This is a genomic window from Candidatus Schekmanbacteria bacterium, assembly GCA_003695725.1.
In the GTDB taxonomy this organism is placed as follows: Bacteria; Schekmanbacteria; GWA2-38-11; order GWA2-38-11; family J061; genus J061.
Map to the genome: position 1 here is coordinate 1 of RFHX01000082.1, position 16,194 is coordinate 16,194.

Consider the following 16,194-nt stretch of genomic DNA (forward strand, 5'->3'; position numbering starts at 1 on the left):
AAATAGATTGATTAACGAAAAAAAATTGTTCTAAATAGGTTGTATCTTTTAAAAAAAACAGATAAGGTAAAGTTCGATATTTTTCTTGCTATCTGCATACAAAATGGGAGGGGCTGTTTATGGATGACAATTCTTCTGTTGATCTTAAAAATATAAAATTTCCTGATTTCAGAGGTAGTACAATCGCATGGATAGTTTTAGGAGTCTTTCTCATATTTTTTATCTCTTCTTCATTTTTTACGATTGAGCCTGAAGAAGTTGGTGTCATACTTCGTCTTGGTAAATACAACCGAACAGTTGAGCCGGGACTTCGTTTCAAGATTCCTCTTGGCATTGAAACAGTCTATAAAGTTCCAGTTCAAAGACAACTTAAAGAAGAATTTGGATTTCGAACATTGGAAGCAGGTGTCCGCACGAATTATTCAAGTGCTAATTATAAAGATGAATCCCTGATGTTAACAGGAGACCTAAATGCTGCTGTTGTGGAATGGATTGTCCAATATCGAATAAATGAACCGGAGAAGTTTCTATTTAAGGTGAGAAATGCGCGGCTTACCTTCAGAGATATGAATGAAGCAGTAATGCGTGAAATAATAGGTGACAGGTCAGTAAGTGAAGTGCTCACAATTGGCAGGCAGGAAATTGCAGATGCAGCTGCACAAAAGCTTCAAGAATTGTGCAATCAATATGAGTTGGGAATCAAAGTTGATCAAATAGTTCTTCAGGATGTCACACCCCCAGATGAAGTAAAACCGGCATTTAATGAGGTAAATGAGGCACAGCAGGAAAAAGAAAAGCTGATCAATCAGGCAAGAGCTGAATATAACCGTGTGATTCCTAAGGCAAGGGGACAGGCTGCAAAGCTGATTGAGGAAGCAAAAGGATATGCTCTTGAAAGAATTAATCAGGCGAAGGGGGACGCTTCACGATTCAACGCTGTTTATAAGGAATACTTGAAAGCGAAGGATGTGACGAGAGAAAGAATATACCTTGAAACAATGAATGAGATTATGAATAAAGTAGGACGCAAGCTGATTACTGATGAAAAAGCTTCAGGAATACTTCCTTTATTTGATTTTAGCAAGGAGGTAAAAAAATGAAGATTACCAGATTGCTGCCCTTATTAATTATTATCTTTGGATTAATTTTTCTGCTTTTTTCTTCTGCTTTCATTGTGAATGAGGCAGAACAGGTTATCATTACCCAATTTGGCAAACCTGTTGGAAGTCCTATTACCGAGCCGGGACTACATTTCAAGATACCTTGGATTCAAAAAACAAACTATTTTGATAAAAGGTTTTTAGAATGGGATGGATCCCCCAATCAAGTACCGACAAAAGATAAGCGGTTTATTTGGGTTGACAGCTACGCCCGATGGAGAATAGCAGATCCTTTGCTTTTTTTCCAGAGAGTGCGAGATGAAAGAGGCGCTCAGTCTCGCTTAGATGACATTATTGACGGAGGAATCAGGAATGCTATAGCCAATAGTGATCTTGTTGAGGTTATCCGCTCATCTAATAGGGTGCCAGCAGTGCAGGAAGACCTTACAGAAGGTGAAGAAGCTGAGGCTTTCCAAAAAATTGAATATGGACAGGAAAAGTTAACTCGGTCGATTATTGCAGATGCCGCTCCCCGTTTGGCAGAATTAGGCATTGAACTTCTTGATGTGAGATTCAAAAGGATTAATTATGTTGAAGAAGTAAGAAAAAAGATATTTGAGAGAATGATTTCAGAAAGAAAAAGAATTGCAGAAAAATTTCGTTCAGAAGGTCAGGGGGAAGCAAGCAAAATTTTAGGAGATAAGGAACGAGAGCTTAAAAGGATTCAATCTGAAGCATATCGCAAGGCGCAGGAAATAAAAGGGAAAGCAGATGCAGAAGCCGCCGCAATATATGCAAAAGTTTACAATCAAAGTGCAGATTCTCGAGAATTTTACAGATTTATCAAGACAATGGAAACCTATAAGACTACTCTTTCTGACAAGGATTTTCTGCTTCTATCAACGGAAAGTGACTTTTTCAGATATCTGAAAAGGAAAAAGTAGAATATCAACTATATTTGATAAATAAATTCAATTTCTCTCACGAAGGTCATAGTCCGCCTTGAAGAGAGAATCCTGCTTCTTGATGCTTATTTGTGTAGAGCATCCGGGCTAGGATGAATGATGAGAAGTTAGAGTTGACAAATGAGAAGAGCCGGCGAGCGGACTTGAACCGCTGACCTGCTGATTACGAATCAGCTGCTCTACCAGCTGAGCTACGCCGGCAATGAATGAGAATTATTAGCACTGCTTGGCTTTGCTGTCAATTATATAAGTTGGTTTTTATGAGATTATACTTCATTCAGCCAAAATTCAAATGTCCTAAAATCTTGAAAATCATCCATTGAGAAAAAGTATTCATCTACTTTGTTTCTCTTTTCTTTTTGCTCTAAGAATTTTTAAGATAACTATATATGGAAAAATTTGATATCTTCTGCTATCTAATAGCTTATGAAGATTGACTTCGAATTCATTAGCTCAATTCTCAAAGAAAGAAAGAGAGTTTCATTTGAAGACTCTTCTTTGATTCAAGCGGCTGTCCTATTGCCTGTATTTATTAAAAAAGAGACGCCTAATATACTGTTTACAAAAAGAACTGATAAAGTTGAGCATCATAAAGGAGAAATATCTTTTCCCGGGGGAATGAAAAGTGATGAAGATAAAGATTTGATAGAAACTGCATTAAGAGAAACTTCAGAAGAGATTGGAGTCGAAGCAGAAAAAATCAAAATACTTGGGTCTCTCGATGATATGCCCACTGTAACGGGTTTCAAGATTACTCCTTTTGTTGGAGTCCTTTCCCTTCCTTTGAAAATGAAAATAAATGAGGAAGAAATCGAACGGATAATAGAGGTTCCTCTTCCTTTGCTTATGCAAGATGCGATGTGGTCTGAAACATTGAGAGAATACAGAGGCGATATGCTCAAAACCTATTTTTTTAATTATAACGGAGATATTATTTGGGGTGCAACGGCAGGCATATTAAAGAACTTCATAGATATTCTTAAAGAACATTCTTCGCGGATTGAAAGAGAATAATGGGTTTTAATTGCGGAATTGTTGGGCTTCCTAATGCGGGTAAATCTACTATCTTCAACGCCTTGACAAAGGCAGGTGCGCAGACGGCAAGCTATCCTTTTTGCACGATTGAACCAAATACAGGCATTGCAAAGGTGCCAGATGAGCGGCTTGATAAAATTGCAGAAATTGTAAAACCTGACAAGGTAGTGCCTGCCACTTTACAATTTACAGATATTGCAGGACTTGTAAAAGGTGCAAGCAAAGGAGAGGGGCTTGGCAATCAGTTTCTTTCTCATATTAGGAATGTTGATGCAGTTATGCATATTCTTAGAGCATTTAATGATGAGAATATCACTCATTCCTATAACGAGATAAATCCACTGAAAGATGCAGAAATAGTAAATACAGAGCTCTTGCTTGCAGACCTTCAAACAGTTGAAAAACGCCTTGATAAAGCTAAAACATCGGCAAAATCAGGGGATAAGAGATTGCGACAACTTGTGGAAGACCTTGAAAAAATAAAGATGGAAATTGAAAGAGGAGTGTCTGCACGAAATATTCCTGAAGTATCTAAAATTCCCGACCTTTTCCTTTTGACGAGAAAACCGGTGCTATATGTGATCAATATTGATGAAACAGATACAGAAAGAAATAAAAATCTCGAAAATCTTATTTCGGAAATCCAGTTAAAAGAGAAATCCCAGGCAATAACAATCTGTGGCAAATTGGAAGAAGAAGCGTTAGAGCTTGAGGAAGATGAAAGAAAGGAGTTTTTAAAGGAAATGGGAATAAATGAATCTGCCTTGGAGAAAATTATAAAAAGCGGTTATTCTCTGCTTGATTTGATAACTTTTTTTACAACAAGAAGCAAAGAAGTGCGGGCATGGACTATAAAAAGAGGCGCTACTGCCTATGATGCGGCAGGGAAGATCCATACCGATTTTCAAAGAGGTTTTATTAAGGCAGAAATTTATCCCTATGAAGACCTCATCAAATTGGGCAGTGAACATCTTGTTAGGGAAAAAGGATTGATGAAGCTTGAGGGCAAAGAATATGTTGTGAAAGACGGCGACATCATTCATTTTAAATTCAATGTATAAAAGGATTCAGAATAGATGAAGGATGATGAAATAATTGAAAAAATATGCAAACCCTTTTGTTCCTTTTACAAGGAAGGAAAAGAGGAGATGCTCTGCAAAGGGGCTGAAATTTTAAAAGAAATTTTAAGTAAATTGCCTCAAAAGCGCTTTCACAACTATTTTAAAGGTGATGTATTATGTCCAAAAATTATTTATCAAAATGGTGAAATGCTGGAAAGAATATGCCGTCAATGTAATTTTTATATAAGCGGATGTGATTTTACAGACCCTGACTTCAAAGGTTATTCTCCTCCCTGCGGAGGATATATTGCTATAGTTTGCTTGATTAGGGAAGAGAAAATTTTTCTCAGGGAATTGCTTAATCCATAATCAGAGTAATAAAGATAAGATGTCTTACTGCTTATGGCAATGCCTCAAATTCTGCCAGAGTTTTGCAATTTAGAGCAGGATTACTCTTTTTTTCCTTTTCGATTGTTGAAGATTCACCTCCATAATCGTGACCGGGATAAACTTCAATATTGTCAGGCAGTGTTTTAATCTTTTTTTCAAGACTTTCATAAAGCTGCTTCGAATTGCCCCCAGAAAGGTCTGTTCTTCCACAATCGCCTACGAAAAGAGTATCACCAGTTATAAGTTTTTCGTTATTTATAAGAAGACATATACCGCCGGGAGTATGTCCCGGTGTGTGGATGATTCTTACGATTACAGTGCCAAGGCGCATATGGTCACCTTCTTCAACTTCAATATCAACAGGTATGTTCTTATTTTTCAATACATTGCTTTCAAGCCGATGGACAACAGTTTTTGCATTTGTTTGAGCTTTTAATTCTCTAATTCCTCCTATATGGTCAAAATGAGTGTGCGTTGCATAGATATATTCAAGTTTAAAATTGTTGTCTTTTAAAATATTTATCACTTTAGTAATGTCGGAAGGAGGGTCCACTACTGCGCTCATTCTTGTGTCTTTACATCCGAAAATGTATGTAAAATTTCCCATTGTCCCTGTATGTATCTGTTTGAAAAACATTCCTTATCTCCTTTGACATTGCAGTTTTTTTATAAAATTTCTTGCCATTCGGTCACATTCTTCATTTTCTTTATGTCCGCTATGCCCTTTAAGCCAGTGCCATTTGATACGATGAGGTTTTGAGATTTCAAGCAATTCTTTCCACAAGTCCTTATTTTTTACCTCCTTTTTCTGGGCATTTTTCCAGCCGTTCTTTAACCATCCATTAATCCATTTTGTTATCCCCAACACAAGATATTGGGAATCGGTAAATATTTCTAATTCTGAAGGTGCGGGGATTTCCTTAATTGCTTTTATAGCCGCTGTTAGTTCCATTCGGTTGTTTGTAGTTTCCATTTTGCCGCCAGAAATTTTTTTAATTTTTTCCCCATCTTCAATTATAATTCCGTATCCGCCAATGCCCGGATTTCCACTGCATGCTCCATCGCAATAAATTCTATATTTTTTCATAATTGATTATCCATTTTATTTTTTAGTATATTTTAAATTGCTTTGGAAAGTTTCTTTTAATACTTTTTTGAAAATAATGAATAGGAGTTTTAAGATATGTCTCAACTTTTTTCAAAGTGTAATATTGCAAATCTTGAAGTAAAAAACAGATTCGTTCGTTCAGCAACAGAAGAATACATTGCGTCTGAAGATGGAAGTGTGTCTCAAGATAAGATGTCTATATTTGAGAAACTGGCGGCTGGCGGAAGCGGTTTGATTATTCTGGGGCACTCTTTTATTGATATGCAGGGCAGATGCCATATCCGCCAGAAAGGTATTCATGATGACAGAATGATTGAAAGTTTTATCCGTATTAAAGAAAAAATAAAGGCAGTTGATTCAAATATCAACATTGCAGTCCAAATTAATCATGGAGGAAGACAATCTGATCCTTCAATTACATCCCCCATAGCACCTTCGGCAATCAGGCCTCGTGGTATGCGGGTAAAACCGAGGGAAATGACAAAGGAGGAAATAAAAGATGTTATAAGGAAATTCGCTGATGCCGCTGTAAGGGCAGAAGAAGCAGGAGTTGACGCTGTGCAAATCCATTCGGCTCATGGATATTTGTTGAGTCAGTTTTTATCTCCTTATACGAATAGAAGGAATGATGAATGGGGTGGAGATAGAAAAGGAAGACTCAGGATCGTAAAAGAAATCATAGAAAAGATTAAGGAAAAGGTATCGGCTGGATTTCCTCTGTTTATAAAAATCAATATTGCAGATTTTGTAGAGGGAGGCCTTACGCCTGAGGAAGGAATAGAAAATGCCATTGAAATTGGAGAGGAGGGTATAGCTGCGATTGAACCAAGCTGTGCAATTGCAGAAACAAAAACACAGTTAGGTGCGGCAAGACCGGGTATTATTAAAGAAGAGATGGAAGCATATTTTTCAGACTTTGCGAAAAAGATTAAAAAAAATTCATCTGCAAAAGTTTTTCTTGTAGGGGGAGTGCGTTCAAGAAAAATAATGGAAAAAACAATTGATGATGGGATAGCTGATTTGATTTCTATGAGCCGCCCTTTGATCAGAGAACCGGATTTGCCGTTGAAGATTTACAATGGGAAAGAGAAAGCGGACTGCATATCCTGTAATCGGTGTTTTCATCCAGAAGAAGGCGAAGTGAGATGCAGGGTAATTGAGAATAATTGACTTCGTAAGGAAATATTTATGGAAAAAGAAAGAAAAAAGATAAAATGCCCAAATTGTGATGGCAGAGGCTACCTTGAGAAGGTATCTGAAGTATCTTCTGAATCATGGTCAGAAACTGACAGAGAAAGCGTGCCTATGGAAAGGGAAATATGTGATAAATGTGATGGCACCGGATTCATTGGTGAAGATGAAATTTAATTTTTCTTTTTTTCCGTAAAATTTGAGACAAATAGGGGCATATGCGATAACTACTCTACTGCTTCATTGCAGAAAGGTTCAAAAAGTTTCTTTCTTAAATCATGAAGACTTTCTGCATCTGCAGGGAAGGAAGCCGAATTTATCGAGATTTCCAGTAATTCACCATCTTCCGTCCTGATTTTAGAGAGTGTATCATTTATTTTTTTTGTTAATGTTGTCATTTTATCTTTGTCTGTTTCAGGAAGAATGCTTGTGTAAATCTGATTGGAATATCTAAAGAGAGAATTGCCCTCCGATAAAAAATTTCTTAATGACCTTGTAACATCACAGATTAATTCATTGCCTTTACCAAAACCATATTTTTTATCTATTTCAGCAAGGTTTTTGACTGCCACAACAAGTACTGAAAAAGGTGCAGATGAAATCTGTGACCTGCGAAATTCCATAGCGAGGCAGTCTTCAAAATGGTTTTTTGTTCCAAGAGAAAGAAGGTTTTCTCTTATCGATTGTTCTTTCAATGCATCAGTTTTCTTTTTTTCTTCTTCTATTTGCTTTCTCAATTTTTTGATATGTGTCTGATTATTTATTAGATAAACAATGAAAAGAAGTATTAATAGCGTAAAGGCATAAAAGTATTTGTTTTCTATAGGCTCTCCAAAAAGAGATGTATATTGCAGAGTAAGAAGAAAAAGAAATGCCGCTATGAGAAGAAAAAGAAGAAGTGTCAAGAACCAAAGTTGTTTATCCCGACTTTCTAAATAATCTATATTTTTTTCTTTTTTCATAAGGAATGTTTAATAGAAACTTTGTGATACACTCTATTATAAATTCCCTTATACAGAAATTCAACAAACTATTAAGAAAGAGCAATATTTAGTAATATCGGCAAAGTTGGAGTTAGAAAAATCAGTTTTTTCTTTCGGCTTGTTTTTTTTCTTGAATAGCTTTTAAAACCTTTTCAGGAGTAATCGGTAATTCGGAAATAGGCCAGCCAATAGCATTGCTGACTGCATTTGCTATTGCCTGTGTTGTACATTGAATAGGGCCCTGACCTACTTCTTTAGCGCCAAAAGGGCCATAAGGGTCATTGCTTTCCACGATTATTCGTTCAACTTCAGGCATATCGAATGCACGGGGAGTCTTATAATCGAGAAAGGAAGGATTGAGGACTTGGCCATCTTCCATTAAACATTCTTCATACAAAGCCTGTCCCATTCCGCTGAATACCTGTCCATCGAGCTGTCCTTCGACGCCTAATGGATTGATTGCAAAACCTACATCGTGAGCGACAGTCATTTTCAATACTTTTACTTTACCTGTTTCCGGGTCGACTTCGACCTCTGCAACCTGTGCGCCAAAGGAATAAGCAAGAGAGGAGTTGCCCTGAAGAGTTGACATATCAGCTGCTTGGCATGGTGGATTGTAAAACCCTCTTCCCATTATGAATCTTCCTTCATCTGAGTAGAGCGTTTGGAAGACTAAATCCTCGAAGCTTATTGTTTGTTCAGGATTGTCTTTTGGAAAAACCTTATTATCTCTAAAAACAATAGATGAAGTAGGAACATTAAGTATTTTTGAAGCAGACTTTATCAACTGTTTTTTGACATCCTTTGCCGCATTTATAACGGCGTTTCCTGTTGTGAATGTCCCTCTTTGAGACATTGCACCCACATCGAGAGGTGCGATATCGGTATCGCCTGAAATTACAGTTATATTGTTTGCAGATATACCAAGCACTTCAGCTGCAATCATTGCCATTGCTGTGTGTGACCCCTGTCCCATATCAGGGAGTCCTGTAAAAAGAAAAACCTTCCCGTCTTCGGACACTTTGATAAATATTGCTGATGTATCATGGGTAAACATTCCCTTGCCGCCAGAACGAATTATTCCACAACCAATACCAATTCCCCTGTATGGTGGAAGTTTCCCTCTTTTTCTTTTCCACCCTGATTTTTTTACGACTTTTTTGATGCAGTCTTTGAGACCACAGCTTGCATAATGAATTTTGCTCAATGTTGTATAGCCCTTGTCCACAGCATTTTTTAGTCGAATTTCTGCCGGATCTATACCGATGTCCTCTGCTATCCTGTCGAGCTGCGAGCCGAAAGCAAAACGCAGTGTAACCATTCCTGTGCCGTGATGGAAGAAATAGGGCGGGTTGTTCGTATAAACCAACTTTCCATTGAATCTTGCTCCTTCGAGCTTATAGAGCATTTGCAGGGAGGTAGCCATAAATCTCAATACAATGAATTGGGTCTCCATATAAGCACCGCAGTCGGCTAATACCTTTGCTTCAACTGCTTTCAGAGTGCCGTCCTTTTTTACCCCTGTTTTGAGTTTAATTTTGAATGTACCTCCGCCGCGAAAGACAAGAAATTCCTCATCAGCGCTGCACATCAATTTTACAGGTTTTGCCGTTTTTCTTGAAAGGAAGGCAGTAATGTAATGGAAACCCTTGTCAGCGCCTCGTCCGCAAAATGCACCGCCTGTATTAAGATTCATTATTCTCACATTGCTTGTTGAGAGCCCTAAATTGAATGCCATATTGTTTTGAATAATTGCAGAAGACTGAATAGGCGTCCATATAGTAAGCTTGTTGGGAAGGGAAAAATCAGCTACTGCAATATGATGCTCTGAAAAACAACTGTGATTAGGCCTTACAATGAATTCGTCTTCCCGAATATGGTCAGATTCTTCAAATGCTTTTTCTATATTTCCAAAATTGATATCAATTTCATCTGCAATATTGTCTTCAAGATATTCATGAAGTACGGGCGCGCCTTGTGCCATAGCTTCTTCAATTGATAGAATTGGTTTGAGTGGCTCAAAATCAATCTTTATTGATTCTGCAGCTTCAAGAGCTGTATCTTCGTCAATTGCAGCTACAGCGGCAATTTCATCGCCAAAGCAATAGACTTTTTTATCACACAAGAGCTGCTCATCTGGACCAAACATAAATCCATTTATGTCTTCGTTTGTAATCACTGCTTTAACACCCGGAAGTTTTTTTGCCTTTGAAGTGTCGATATTGAGGATTTTAGCGCTGGCATATGGACTTCTTACAATTTTTCCATAGAGCATTCCGGGTAAAATAACATCGTCTGCGAATTGTGAACGCCCTGAAGCTTTATATACGCCATCTAAACGAGGGTGGCTTTTTCCTACTACATTGTATTTATCTTTTTTAACTGCCATCTTGAAAAAGTTACCTCATCTTTGCTCTGGAATAAGGCTCTTGATTGCTTCAATGATTTTTATATGTCCTGTGCATCTACAGAATGTACCTGCAAGGGCTTCTCTGATTTCTTCATCACTGGGAGTCGGGTTGTTGTCGAGAAGTGCTTTAGCTGTCATAACAATACCCGGCGTACAAAAACCACATTGTATAGCCCCTTTTTCTATAAAAGCTTTCTGAACGGGATGAAGCTCTTCTTCTGTGCTTATTCCTTCAATAGTTGTAATTTTATGTCCTTGTGCATCCAAAGCTAATATAAGACAGGAGAGGACTGCTTCTCCATCCATTATTACAGTACATACTCCGCAAGTGCCTATGTCACATCCTTTTTTTGTGCCTGTAAGTTTTAACTCGTATCTTATGACATCAAGCAATGTGTCATTTGGTTTGACTGCTACTTCATAGTCATCACCATTTACATTGAGAGTAATTATCCTTTTCAAAACTCTTCCCTCTTTATTTATTTTTCAGAGAGTGCCTCTAATGCTTTTTTAACAAGTGCAGACGCAAGTTTTCGCTTGTAGCCTGCTGAAGTAAAAAGATTTGTTAATGTCCCAAGCTCAGTTGCAGCAATGTTGGATGCTTCTTCTATACTTTTTTTTGTAATACCTGATTCAGCAATTATAGAAGCTGCTTTTTTGAGCAAAACAGGGGCTGATGTCATTGCCCCTATGACTATTTTTGCTTCACTGTATCCTTTATTTTTTTCCCCTTTCAGACTGATTGCCACATTGCCATAGCCGAAATCTATTCCTCTGCGGCTGCTAATCTTGTGAAAGTATGTCAGTGTCTTTTCCTCCCTTTGAGAAGGAATTGTTATTGAAGTAAGCAGTTCATCATTTGCAATATCGATATGTGATTTCCCGTTGTCTTTGAAGAAATCTGTTGCTTTGACTTTTCTTTCTCCTTCCTTCGAGGTTAATGTAAATTCTGCATCGAGCGCAATCATTACAGGTGCCGTATCAGAGCTGTTTATTGCATAACAGCGACCAGATTTTTTTATTGCATGGCAAACCGTGCCTCCTGTTTTGTGGCAAAGTTCTCTGCCGTCTCTCCAGAGTTTTGGTTGGTTGTAATACCAACACCTTGTATTCAAACAGATATTTCCGCCAATTGTTGCAGTGTTTCTTATATGCATTGAAGCAAGTGATTTTATCGAATCATAAAGAATTGGATAGTCATTTTTAATTTCTTCTTTCTTCAAAAGATTACTCAGCGTGAATGCAGAGCCAATTTTGAGCATTCCGTTCTCTTTTGAAAGAGAGGATAATTCAGGGATAGATTTTATACCTATTAAGATTTCCGGCATTTCAAGCCGGTGCTTCATATTTACGAGTAAATCTGTACCGCCTGCCAATATTTTTGCTTTGCTATCGGCTTCGGCAAGATTTGCTATGACTTCGTTTATTGAAAGAGCTTTTATGTATTCTGTTTTTGGAAGACGCAAAATTAATCTCCAAAATAATATTGAAAAAATCAATTATCTGTTAGAATAAAATTTAGTTCTCTGTCAAGTATAAGAAAAGGGTAATCTATCAAAAAAACAATTTAGGAAGGGAGTATTACATTGAGCAAAGAAGAAATCTATCCAAAAATGTTTGACTCATTGCCTGATGCAGATATTCCTTATAGAGGGATTGGTGCTAAACTTCTTCAAGGTATTGAACATCAAGTGATATTTTTCGATGTCAAGGAAGAGGCGTTTATCCCTGCACATAGGCATTCTGCACAATGGGGAGTTGTGCTTCAGGGAGAAATGGAAGTTGAAATGCAGGGAAATAGACGAAAGTTCAAGAAAGGAGAAAGTTATTTCATACCTGATGGAATTGAGCACTCAGTAAGATTGAGCAAAGGATTTAAAGCAGTAGATATTTTTTTTGAGAAAGAGCGTTATTGCACAAAGTCCTAAAATTTAAGAAACTTCAGATGAGTGAAAGAAAAAAAAATTTTTTTACGCCCTCCAATATAGAAATAAGAAGGTATTATCCTATCAAAGACAAATCAGGAAAATCATATCTTGAAAAAGAAGGATTGCCCGGGGAATATCCATTTACAAGGGGAATCCAGAAAACTATGTATCGTGGAAAGATATGGACTATGAGGCAGTATGCTGGTTTTGGGACGGCCTCTGATACGAATGAGCGTTTCAAGATGCTCATTAAACAAGGACAAAAAGGATTAAGCGTTGCCTTTGACCTTCCAACTCAGATGGGACTTGATTCAGATTCTCCAAGGGCTGAAGGTGAAGTTGGAAAAATTGGAGTTGCTGTGGATACACTATCTGATATGGAGGAGATTTTTGATGGAATTGAGATTGATAAAATCTCGGTTTCAATGACTGCGAATGCGCAGGCGGCAGTAATGCTTGCAATGTACATAGCTGTTGCCAAAAAAAGAGGCATACCCTTACATAAATTGAGAGGCACTCTTCAGAATGATATTATAAAGGAATATGTTTCAAGGGGCACTTATATCTATAGCCCTATGGGGGCAATGCGCCTTGCATCTGATATAATAGAATTTTGTTCATTAAATCTGCCTCAATGGAATCCTATTTCAATTTCAGGATATCACTATCGGGAAGCAGGTTGTAATGCAATTCAAGAAATAGCATTTATGTTTTCTGCAGCTATTGCTTATATCGATGATGTACTGCAGAGGAGTATCTCAATTGATTCCTTTGCACCTAAAATTTCTTGGATTATGTCAGCAGGGATGAATATTTTTGAAGAAACTGCAAAATTCAGAGCCGCTCGACGAATATGGTCCAAATTAGTGAAAGAAAGATTCAATGCGAAAAATGAATCTTCTATGAAATTTCGTGTATTTGCAGCCACTATGGGTTCTACATTTACCTTAAATGAGCCAATGAATAATATTGTAAGAGGTACGATAGAAGCGCTTTCTGCTGTATTAGGTGGTGTGCAATCCCTTCATATTTCCTCTTATGATGAAGCTTTGGGAATTCCTTCAGAAGAGAGTGCGAGGGTTTCTCTAAGGATACAACAGATTTTGGCATATGAATCCGGCTTATGTGGCATAATAGACAGCTTTGGAGGGTCGTCGTACCTTGAAGAGCTTACTGATAAGATTGAAGAAGATTCTGTTCAGTTATTGAAGGAGATTGAAGAAAGAGGAGGCGCCATATGGGCGCTTGAAAAAAATTTCTTTCAGCAAATAATCAATCGGGAAGCGTGGAAAGAAAAAAGAGATATCGAAAGTAAAATTAAAAAAATTGTTGGACTTAATTGTTTTGTTTCAAAGAAAGATAAGAAAATAAAAGCATTTAAGATTTCTGAAGAAGTTGAGAAAGAGCAAAGGGCAAAATTGGCAAAGGTAAAAAGAGAGAGGAACGATATTGAAGTTAAAAAGTCACTGGATAACTTGGTTAAATCAGCGAAAGTAAATAATATAAACTTGATGCCTGCTATAATTGAATGCGTAGAATCTTATGCAACTGTTGAAGAAATCTGTTCGTCTTTGAAAAATGTATTTGGCACTTATTCTCCATCCCCTTCCTTTTAATTTGAAAATGGTTGATATTTTTCTTTGACCTTTTATGCAAAAAAAGTAGACTTCAAAAAAAAGCTGAGAAAAAACTTGCTTTTTTTTCTATATGTTGTAAATAGTCGAGTGGCTACTCGGTTTTTTGAAAGTGAAGGAGTTGTATTTTTAACAAAAACTAAAAGGAGGATTTATCAATGAGTGCAGAGGATAAAACAGATTGGAAAGAACTTCATAGAGCTGCCCAGATGAGAGGATTTGGGCTTATGGGATTGCTTACCGTCAGAATCTTAGAAAAATTTGGAGAAGAGGGTGAAAAGGTTTTGAGAGAGTTCTATTTTAATGTTGGTCAGATGTCAGCAAGGACATTCCTTGAAGAGACAAAACCGCCTGCAACAAATTCTGATTTTCAAAACTATTGTGATTGGCAGATGTGGTTTATGTCAAGCCAGAGAGCGGACAATTCAGGGTCGAAACTTCTTCCTCTTGAACAGCTTGGACCAGGACATGTTCGTGCTAAAAGAGTTGGCTGTATGATTAATAATGCTTTTGATGCAATCGGAATTAAGGATGTTGAGACAAGAAAGAAGCTTTGTGCAATTTTTACAGAGATTGACTATGGTGTGAGGGATATAATTGGAAAAGACTGCATAGAATTCGTCCGTTTCGATTGTCAAGGTGCAAGAGAAAATGGAGACCCTCAGCTTCCGCAAGGAAAAGAGTATTGCATCTTCGAAATTAAGATAAAAGATCAAGCAGCAGCAAGTTAAAAATAAATTAACAGTAAAAAAAATTGAGCACCCTTTTTTTGAAGGGTGCTTTTTTTATTATAAAAGCGTTAAAAACTCTTTAAGAAGAGAATTTATTTTGTTAATTTAAGAGATATTTTCTAAGTATTGAGGTTAAAAATTTTAGAGTTTTTAATGTTCAATAAAAAAAATATTAAAGAGGATTATTCTAAAAGAATATTTTTTTGGTTGGTTATTATAGTTGGAATTGGCGCTGTTGTTAGGCTGTTGTGGCTTGGAAATTATAGTCTTCATTATGATGAAGCAAGAGAGTATGGACTTAGTTTTGGGGCTTTGAGCAATATTGTTGAGGCGGCAAAAAAAAATTCGAGCAATCCACCACTTCATCTTTTTTTGATCAAATTTTTTTCTAATTTTGGAATTTCAGATTTTTATGCAAGGATTGTTCCGACGCTATCGAATATTCTTACGATTTTTTTTGTCTATCAATTTACAAACATTTTGTTTAAAGACCAAATATCGGCTCTTTTCTCTTCCTTTTTTTTTTCAATTTCCTTTACTCAGTTTAGATTTTCAAATGAGGTGAGACCTTATTCTTTATCACTTCTATTTGCATCTCTAATTTTGCTTTCTTTTGAGTTGGCAATTCAAAAGCCAGAGGAGAGAAAATGGAAATATTTTTTTGCAATACTCTCTTCGATAGGATTCTTTGCATAATATGGCTTATCTATTCTTGTTGCAGCATTAAACATAATTTTTGTTATTGAAAAATTTTATATTTTGAAAGAAAAGGAAATTAAACACTGGATTCTCTCACAACTGATTACTTTATCTATTTGTATAAGCTGTTTTTTCTGGATAATTAAATATCAACTGCATTTAAGAAAGTATTTTTCAAACTTTTATCTTGCACCTTATTTTCCGAATAAAAATAATTTATTGTCGTTACCTCTTTTTTTTCTGGAGAGAAGTTTTCAACTTATTCGCTATTTTCTCCTTGGACTTGGTGAATTTCAATCTTTCCTTGTAATTTTATTTTTTTTTTTTTGTATTACATATATTTTTTTGACTAAAAAATTCAGAGCATTTGGATACTTATGCTTCCCCTTTTTTATTACATTCATTTTTGCCTACTTAGGTTTTTATCCCTTTGGTCCAACAAGACAGTGCCTCTTTTTAGGTATTCCTATTTATTCTATTGCCGGTGGAGGGGCGGCATATTTTTATAAGGGAAAAACAAAAAAATTCTTGGTAATGATTTGTATGTTATTAACTTTTTCCTTTATCATAAATGCTGTGATTTATAGTGATACATTTTCACGAAATTGGAAGGGAAGAATACCGCGATATTTTTCGAATCAGATGAAGAAATACAAATTTTATAGGTTTGAAAATATGAAACCTGCAATTGATTTTATTAAAGCAAATTTCAAAAATGATGAAAATATTTATGTTTTCAGATTTGCGCAACCGGGTTTTCTTCTTTATTATAACCAGCTAATATTGGACAATGAGATATGGAATGTGTTTTACAACAGTGATAGTTGGATAAAAATAAATGCTCTATTTGTAAAGAAAAAATTGCCGATTAGGTTTGGAATTTTTTCCCGAGAAGATGATAAAATAGTTGAAGATTTCGAATATTCATTTGAAGATAAAAAAAAGTGTTGGTTTGTAAC

General features: G+C 36.4%; 18 protein-coding genes and 1 tRNA gene. 12 read left to right on the forward strand and 7 right to left on the reverse strand.

The window, feature by feature from the left end; all coding sequences use genetic code 11:
- The first annotated feature begins 119 nt into the window (after positions 1-119).
- Both hflK and hflC read left to right on the forward strand, forming a co-directional pair.
- On the forward strand, positions 120-1,100 hold the full coding sequence (hflK, locus tag D6734_03400) for an FtsH protease activity modulator HflK (GenBank protein ID RMF96625.1): 981 nt from the start codon (positions 120-122) through the stop codon (positions 1,098-1,100).
- Positions 1,097-2,044 (forward strand): protease modulator HflC, encoded by a 948-nt coding sequence (gene hflC, locus D6734_03405; protein RMF96626.1) that lies wholly within the window; start codon positions 1,097-1,099, stop codon positions 2,042-2,044. The genes hflK and hflC overlap by 4 nt, the downstream gene beginning before the upstream one ends.
- 149 nt (positions 2,045-2,193) lie before the next feature.
- Here the strand turns inward: hflC and D6734_03410 are convergent.
- Positions 2,194-2,266 (reverse strand) — tRNA-Thr (locus tag D6734_03410).
- A 225-nt stretch (positions 2,267-2,491) separates the two neighbouring features.
- Between D6734_03410 and D6734_03415 the strand changes: the two genes are divergently transcribed.
- From D6734_03415 to D6734_03425, 3 genes are read left to right on the forward strand one after another with little or no spacing between them, the layout of a single operon-like run.
- The gene (locus D6734_03415) at positions 2,492-3,079 is read left to right on the forward strand and encodes a CoA pyrophosphatase (protein RMF96627.1); all 588 of its coding nucleotides are present in this window, start codon (positions 2,492-2,494) and stop codon (positions 3,077-3,079) included.
- Positions 3,079-4,161, forward strand: coding sequence for a redox-regulated ATPase YchF (gene ychF / locus D6734_03420; GenBank protein ID RMF96628.1), 1,083 nt, complete (start codon positions 3,079-3,081; stop codon positions 4,159-4,161). Before D6734_03415 ends, ychF begins: the two co-directional genes overlap by 1 nt.
- Positions 4,162-4,176: 15 nt before the next feature.
- The gene (locus D6734_03425) at positions 4,177-4,530 is read left to right on the forward strand and encodes a hypothetical protein (protein RMF96629.1); all 354 of its coding nucleotides are present in this window, start codon (positions 4,177-4,179) and stop codon (positions 4,528-4,530) included.
- A 31-nt stretch (positions 4,531-4,561) separates the two neighbouring features.
- On the opposite strand, the gene D6734_03430 is transcribed toward D6734_03425, so the two are convergent.
- Together D6734_03430 and D6734_03435 are read right to left on the reverse strand one after the other, a co-directional pair.
- A complete protein-coding gene (locus D6734_03430; protein RMF96630.1) occupies positions 4,562-5,188 on the reverse strand; it encodes an MBL fold metallo-hydrolase in 627 nt (208 codons plus the stop codon).
- 3 nt (positions 5,189-5,191) lie between these two features.
- Positions 5,192-5,638: a ribonuclease HI gene (locus D6734_03435; GenBank protein ID RMF96631.1), complete on the reverse strand. Its 447-nt coding sequence runs from the start codon at positions 5,636-5,638 to the stop codon at positions 5,192-5,194.
- Between the two features lie 96 nt (positions 5,639-5,734).
- On the opposite strand from D6734_03435, the gene D6734_03440 reads away from it, so the two are divergent.
- On the forward strand, positions 5,735-6,829 hold the full coding sequence (locus D6734_03440; GenBank protein ID RMF96632.1) for an NADH:flavin oxidoreductase: 1,095 nt from the start codon (positions 5,735-5,737) through the stop codon (positions 6,827-6,829).
- An 18-nt stretch (positions 6,830-6,847) separates the two neighbouring features.
- A complete protein-coding gene (locus D6734_03445; GenBank protein RMF96633.1) occupies positions 6,848-7,027 on the forward strand; it encodes a hypothetical protein in 180 nt (59 codons plus the stop codon).
- A 50-nt stretch (positions 7,028-7,077) separates the two neighbouring features.
- Here the strand turns inward: D6734_03445 and D6734_03450 are convergent, their stop codons facing one another.
- The 4 genes from D6734_03450 to D6734_03465 all read right to left on the reverse strand — a co-directional run bounded on the left by D6734_03450 (position 7,078) and on the right by D6734_03465 (position 11,742).
- Positions 7,078-7,812, reverse strand: a complete 735-nt coding sequence (locus tag D6734_03450; protein RMF96634.1) for a diguanylate cyclase — start codon at positions 7,810-7,812, stop codon at positions 7,078-7,080.
- Between the two features lie 121 nt (positions 7,813-7,933).
- Positions 7,934-10,222: a hypothetical protein gene (locus tag D6734_03455; protein ID RMF96635.1), complete on the reverse strand. Its 2,289-nt coding sequence runs from the start codon at positions 10,220-10,222 to the stop codon at positions 7,934-7,936.
- 15 nt (positions 10,223-10,237) lie between these two features.
- A complete protein-coding gene (locus tag D6734_03460) occupies positions 10,238-10,705 on the reverse strand; it encodes a (2Fe-2S)-binding protein (protein ID RMF96636.1) in 468 nt (155 codons plus the stop codon).
- Between the two features lie 17 nt (positions 10,706-10,722).
- Positions 10,723-11,742: a hypothetical protein gene (locus D6734_03465; GenBank protein ID RMF96637.1), complete on the reverse strand. Its 1,020-nt coding sequence runs from the start codon at positions 11,740-11,742 to the stop codon at positions 10,723-10,725.
- 87 nt (positions 11,743-11,829) lie between these two features.
- Between D6734_03465 and D6734_03470 the strand changes: the two genes are divergently transcribed.
- The 5 genes from D6734_03470 to D6734_03490 all read left to right on the forward strand — a co-directional run.
- Positions 11,830-12,171, forward strand: a complete 342-nt coding sequence (locus tag D6734_03470) for a cupin domain-containing protein (GenBank protein RMF96638.1) — start codon at positions 11,830-11,832, stop codon at positions 12,169-12,171.
- Positions 12,172-12,188: 17 nt separating this feature from the next.
- A complete protein-coding gene (locus D6734_03475; protein ID RMF96642.1) occupies positions 12,189-13,787 on the forward strand; it encodes a methylmalonyl-CoA mutase in 1,599 nt (532 codons plus the stop codon).
- 176 nt (positions 13,788-13,963) lie between these two features.
- Positions 13,964-14,536, forward strand: a complete 573-nt coding sequence (locus D6734_03480) for a hypothetical protein (GenBank protein ID RMF96639.1) — start codon at positions 13,964-13,966, stop codon at positions 14,534-14,536.
- 153 nt (positions 14,537-14,689) lie between these two features.
- Positions 14,690-15,232 carry a hypothetical protein gene (locus tag D6734_03485; protein ID RMF96640.1) on the forward strand — a complete coding sequence of 181 codons (543 nt, stop codon included), beginning with the start codon at positions 14,690-14,692 and terminating at the stop codon, positions 15,230-15,232.
- Positions 15,233-15,295: 63 nt separating this feature from the next.
- A partial coding sequence (locus tag D6734_03490; GenBank protein ID RMF96641.1) for a hypothetical protein occupies positions 15,296-16,194 on the forward strand: 899 nt, incomplete at its 3' end.

What these genes read in the sequence shown, in the direction of transcription:
- D6734_03430 (RMF96630.1), bottom strand. Translation starts at nt 5,188, where the DNA reads ATGTTTTTCAAACAGATACATACAGGGACAATGGGAAATTTTACATAC.
- D6734_03480 (RMF96639.1), top strand. Translation starts at nt 13,964, where the DNA reads ATGAGTGCAGAGGATAAAACAGATTGGAAAGAACTTCATAGAGCTGCC.
- ychF (RMF96628.1), top strand. Translation starts at nt 3,079, where the DNA reads ATGGGTTTTAATTGCGGAATTGTTGGGCTTCCTAATGCGGGTAAATCT.
- D6734_03450 (RMF96634.1), bottom strand. Translation starts at nt 7,812, where the DNA reads ATGAAAAAAGAAAAAAATATAGATTATTTAGAAAGTCGGGATAAACAA.
- D6734_03425 (RMF96629.1), top strand. Translation starts at nt 4,177, where the DNA reads ATGAAGGATGATGAAATAATTGAAAAAATATGCAAACCCTTTTGTTCC.
- D6734_03485 (RMF96640.1), top strand. Translation starts at nt 14,690, where the DNA reads ATGTTCAATAAAAAAAATATTAAAGAGGATTATTCTAAAAGAATATTT.
- D6734_03440 (RMF96632.1), top strand. Translation starts at nt 5,735, where the DNA reads ATGTCTCAACTTTTTTCAAAGTGTAATATTGCAAATCTTGAAGTAAAA.
- D6734_03475 (RMF96642.1), top strand. Translation starts at nt 12,189, where the DNA reads ATGAGTGAAAGAAAAAAAAATTTTTTTACGCCCTCCAATATAGAAATA.
- D6734_03435 (RMF96631.1), bottom strand. Translation starts at nt 5,638, where the DNA reads ATGAAAAAATATAGAATTTATTGCGATGGAGCATGCAGTGGAAATCCG.
- hflK (RMF96625.1), top strand. Translation starts at nt 120, where the DNA reads ATGGATGACAATTCTTCTGTTGATCTTAAAAATATAAAATTTCCTGAT.
- D6734_03455 (RMF96635.1), bottom strand. Translation starts at nt 10,222, where the DNA reads ATGGCAGTTAAAAAAGATAAATACAATGTAGTAGGAAAAAGCCACCCT.
- D6734_03415 (RMF96627.1), top strand. Translation starts at nt 2,492, where the DNA reads ATGAAGATTGACTTCGAATTCATTAGCTCAATTCTCAAAGAAAGAAAG.
- D6734_03445 (RMF96633.1), top strand. Translation starts at nt 6,848, where the DNA reads ATGGAAAAAGAAAGAAAAAAGATAAAATGCCCAAATTGTGATGGCAGA.
- hflC (RMF96626.1), top strand. Translation starts at nt 1,097, where the DNA reads ATGAAGATTACCAGATTGCTGCCCTTATTAATTATTATCTTTGGATTA.